Source organism: Methylobacterium tarhaniae (genome assembly GCF_001043955.1).
In the GTDB taxonomy this organism is placed as follows: domain Bacteria; phylum Pseudomonadota; class Alphaproteobacteria; order Rhizobiales; family Beijerinckiaceae; genus Methylobacterium; species Methylobacterium tarhaniae.
Genome location: NZ_LABZ01000257.1, coordinates 1 through 3,367 on the forward strand (window position 1 = coordinate 1; position 3,367 = coordinate 3,367).

Annotated in this window: 1 protein-coding gene; it reads left to right on the plus strand. The window is 73.6% G+C overall.

What is annotated here, in order from left to right; translation table 11 throughout:
• Positions 1-575 precede the first annotated feature (575 nt).
• Positions 576-3,266: a DNA translocase FtsK gene (locus VQ03_RS34830; RefSeq protein ID WP_425350103.1), complete on the plus strand. Its 2,691-nt coding sequence runs from the start codon at positions 576-578 to the stop codon at positions 3,264-3,266.
• The last annotated feature ends 101 nt before the right edge of the window (positions 3,267-3,367 follow it).

Here is a 3,367-nt window from a genome sequence, read left to right on the forward strand (position 1 = left end):
CGGCCGGCCCGGCCCGGGCCGTGCTGACCCGCGCGCGCCGCCGCGAGGCGGAGCCGGCCGCCGCGCCGGCGGAGGCGCGGCCGCGCCCCGCCCCGGCCGAGCGGCCCGCCGAGGCCGGCGTGCGCTTCACCCGCACGCCCGACCACGTGCTGCAGGCCCGCCAGCGCCGGCGCGAGCAGGCCCTGCGGGAGAAGGAGGAGGCCCGGCTCGCCGCCGAGGCCGAGGCCGCCGCCCGCGCCGCCGCCGAGCTCGCGGCCGCCGAGGCGGCTCGCGCCGAGGCCGAGGCGGTCCGGGCCGAAGCCGAGGCCGCGGCTGCCGCCGCCGCGGTGCCCCTGTGGCGCCAGCCCTTCGTCCTGCCGCCGGGCGTGCGCTTCACCCGCACGCCGGACCATCTCCTGCGTCACGCCCAGGAGGAAGCCCCTCCGGCGGAGGCCGCGGCGCCGCAGGACGGCTCGGCCGAGGTCGTGCCGGTGGAGGTCGCTGTCGGCGAAGCGGCGCCCGAGCCCGACAGGCCCGCCATGCCGTCGGACGCGGCGGCCGACACGCCCGCCGCGACGGCGGAGCCTGTCCGGGACATGGCGCCCGTGGCTTTGGAGCCGGTCGAGGCCGCGGCGCCGCAGGACCATTCGGCCGAGGCGAGTGCCGATCCCGAGATCGCCGCGCCCGTGGAAGCGCAGGCCGCAGCCGCCTGCACCGCGGCGGCGTCTGCCGAGCCCGTCGCGACGGCCTCGTCCGTGCCGGACCTGTCGGTCCAGAACCCCGTCGCGGATGCGCCGGCCGCGCCCGCCCAGGTCTTCGACGTGCCGAACAGCGCCATCCTGGTGCCCGTCGACGTCTCGCACCTGCGCTCGCTGCCGCCGCGTCCGGTCTACGCCCTCGACCGTCTGCTCCAGCACGACTGGACCCGTCCCCTGCCGATTACCGCGGAGCAGGACAACCGGCCGCTGCCGGAGCCGGTCGCGGAGGAGTCGCCCGTCCTGGTCGAGGCTCCGCCCGCCGCCGAGGAGCCGGCCGAGGAGCCGGCGCTTCCGGCCGAGCCCGTCGCCCTGGAATCCGTCGACCTGGAATCCGTCGTCTCGGAACCGGTCCCGGACCCGGATGTCGAGACCGTCGCGGGCGCCGCGCCGGAGCTGCCGGCCGACTCGCCGGTCGACCGGTCGACCGATGTGGCGCTCGCATCCGAGCCCGCCGCCGAAGCGGCGGTCGCGACGACGGACGTCGTTTCTCCGCTGGCCGCGCTCGCGGAAGAGGTCTCCGCGCCGGGCTCCGCGGACGACCTGCCGCAGGCCGCGATCCTGCTGCCGGCCCCCGCCCCGATGCTGGCCCTCACCTACGCGCCCCTCGCGGCGACGGCGTTCCTGCCCGTCCCGGTGGAGCCTCAGCCCTCGGTCGAGCCGCTGCCATCCCCTGTCGCCGAAGAGGCGGAGCAAGAGGCGGGAATCGCGTCGGAGGTCGAGGCCGCGCTCGAGGCCACGCCTGCCGTCGAGCCGGAGCTTGTCCGTCTCACGGCGCCTCCGTCCGTTGCGCCCCTCGCCTTCACGCCGGTGCCGTGGTCGTTCATCGCCGCGGACGCGCTGCCCGTAGCCCATGCCGAGACGGTCCAGACCCTGCCGGCCGTGACGGTCCTCGCCTCCACCGAGGATCGGCCTGCGTCGGAACCGGTCGCCGAGTCCGCCTCTCCCGCCGCGCCGCGGGGAGCGCAGCCCTTCGTCTACGTGCCGACCGGCCGCCTGAACGCGCAGCCGCCCTCCCCGACGCTGCCCGCCCCGCCGCGTCCGCCGCGCATCATCCTGCCGGTTGCATCGCAGCCGGTGCCGACCGCGTCGCAACCGGTGCCGCCCGCCGAGCCGCCCGCCTCCCCGGCCTCCGAGCCGGAGACCGTCGCGACGGCGCCGTCCTGGTCGCCCTCCGCGCCGGAGAAGCCGGCGGCGGAGCCGCACGGCCTGGTCATCGGCACGGCGGGGCTCGATTGCGACCTCGGCCTCGACGGCGACGAGGACGGGGACGACGAGGACGACATCCTCGCGCCCGTCGCCACCATCCCGCTGCGCCAGGCCGCGCGCGCCGTCGAGGTGCCCTACGAGCTGCCCTCGGTCGACCTCCTGGCCGAGCCGCGGGAATCGGACGGCAGCAACCTCGATCCCGAGATGCTGGAGGACAATGCCCTCCAGCTGCAGCAGGTGATCCAGGATTTCGGCGTGCGCGGGGAGATCCTGGCCGTGCGCCCGGGCCCCGTCGTCACGCTCTACGAGATGGAGCCGGCGCCGGGCACCAAGTCGAGCCGCGTCATCTCGCTCGCCGACGACATCGCCCGCTCGATGTCCGCCATCTCCGCCCGCGTCGCCGTCGTCCAGGGCCGCAACGCCATCGGCATCGAGTTGCCGAACCTCAAGCGCGAGACGGTGTACCTGCGCGAGCTCCTGACCTCGCCGGTCTTCACCGAGACCAAGCAGAAGCTCGCGCTCTGCCTAGGGAAAAACATCGGCGGCGAGGCGATCATCGCCGACCTCGCCCGCATGCCCCACCTGCTGGTGGCCGGCACCACCGGCTCGGGCAAGTCGGTCGCCATCAACACCATGATCCTGTCGCTGCTCTACCGCATGAAGCCGGAGGAGTGCCGCCTGATCATGGTCGATCCCAAGATGCTCGAACTCTCCGTCTATGACGGCATCCCGCACCTGCTCTCCCCGGTGGTCACCGATCCCAAGAAGGCGGTCATCGCCCTCAAATGGGCGGTGCGCGAGATGGAGGAGCGCTACAAGAAGATGTCGAAGCTCGGGGTCCGCAACATCGACGGGTTCAACGCCCGGGTGGCGGAGGCGCGCGCCCGCGGCGAGGTGATCACCCGCACGGTGCAGACCGGCTTCGACCGCGAGACCGGCGAGGCCGTCTACGAGGACGAGGTCATGGACCTCTCCGCCCTGCCCTACATCGTGATCGTGGTCGACGAGATGGCCGACCTGATGATGGTGGCGGGCAAGGACATCGAAGGTGCGATCCAGCGCCTCGCCCAGATGGCGCGTGCGGCGGGCCTTCACCTGATCATGGCGACGCAGCGCCCGTCGGTGGACGTGATCACCGGCACGATCAAGGCGAACTTCCCGACCCGGATCTCGTTCCAGGTGACCTCGAAGATCGACTCGCGGACGATTCTCGGCGAGATGGGCGCCGAGCAGCTTCTGGGCCAGGGCGACATGCTGTTCATGGCGGGCGGCGGCCGGACGACCCGGGGGCACGGGCCGTTCTGCTCGGGCTGTCTCTTTTAAACATCTGACGCTGCCGACGAATAGGGGGGGGTGTATATCAGTGGGGGGCGCGTCATTTCAATAAAAAAAGAAGGACGAGACGCGTGTATGGGCGTGCTGCA

Coding starts and splice junctions, on each gene's coding strand:
- VQ03_RS34830 (WP_425350103.1), top strand. CDS start 576: ATGGCGCCCGTGGCTTTGGAGCCGGTCGAGGCCGCGGCGCCGCAGGAC.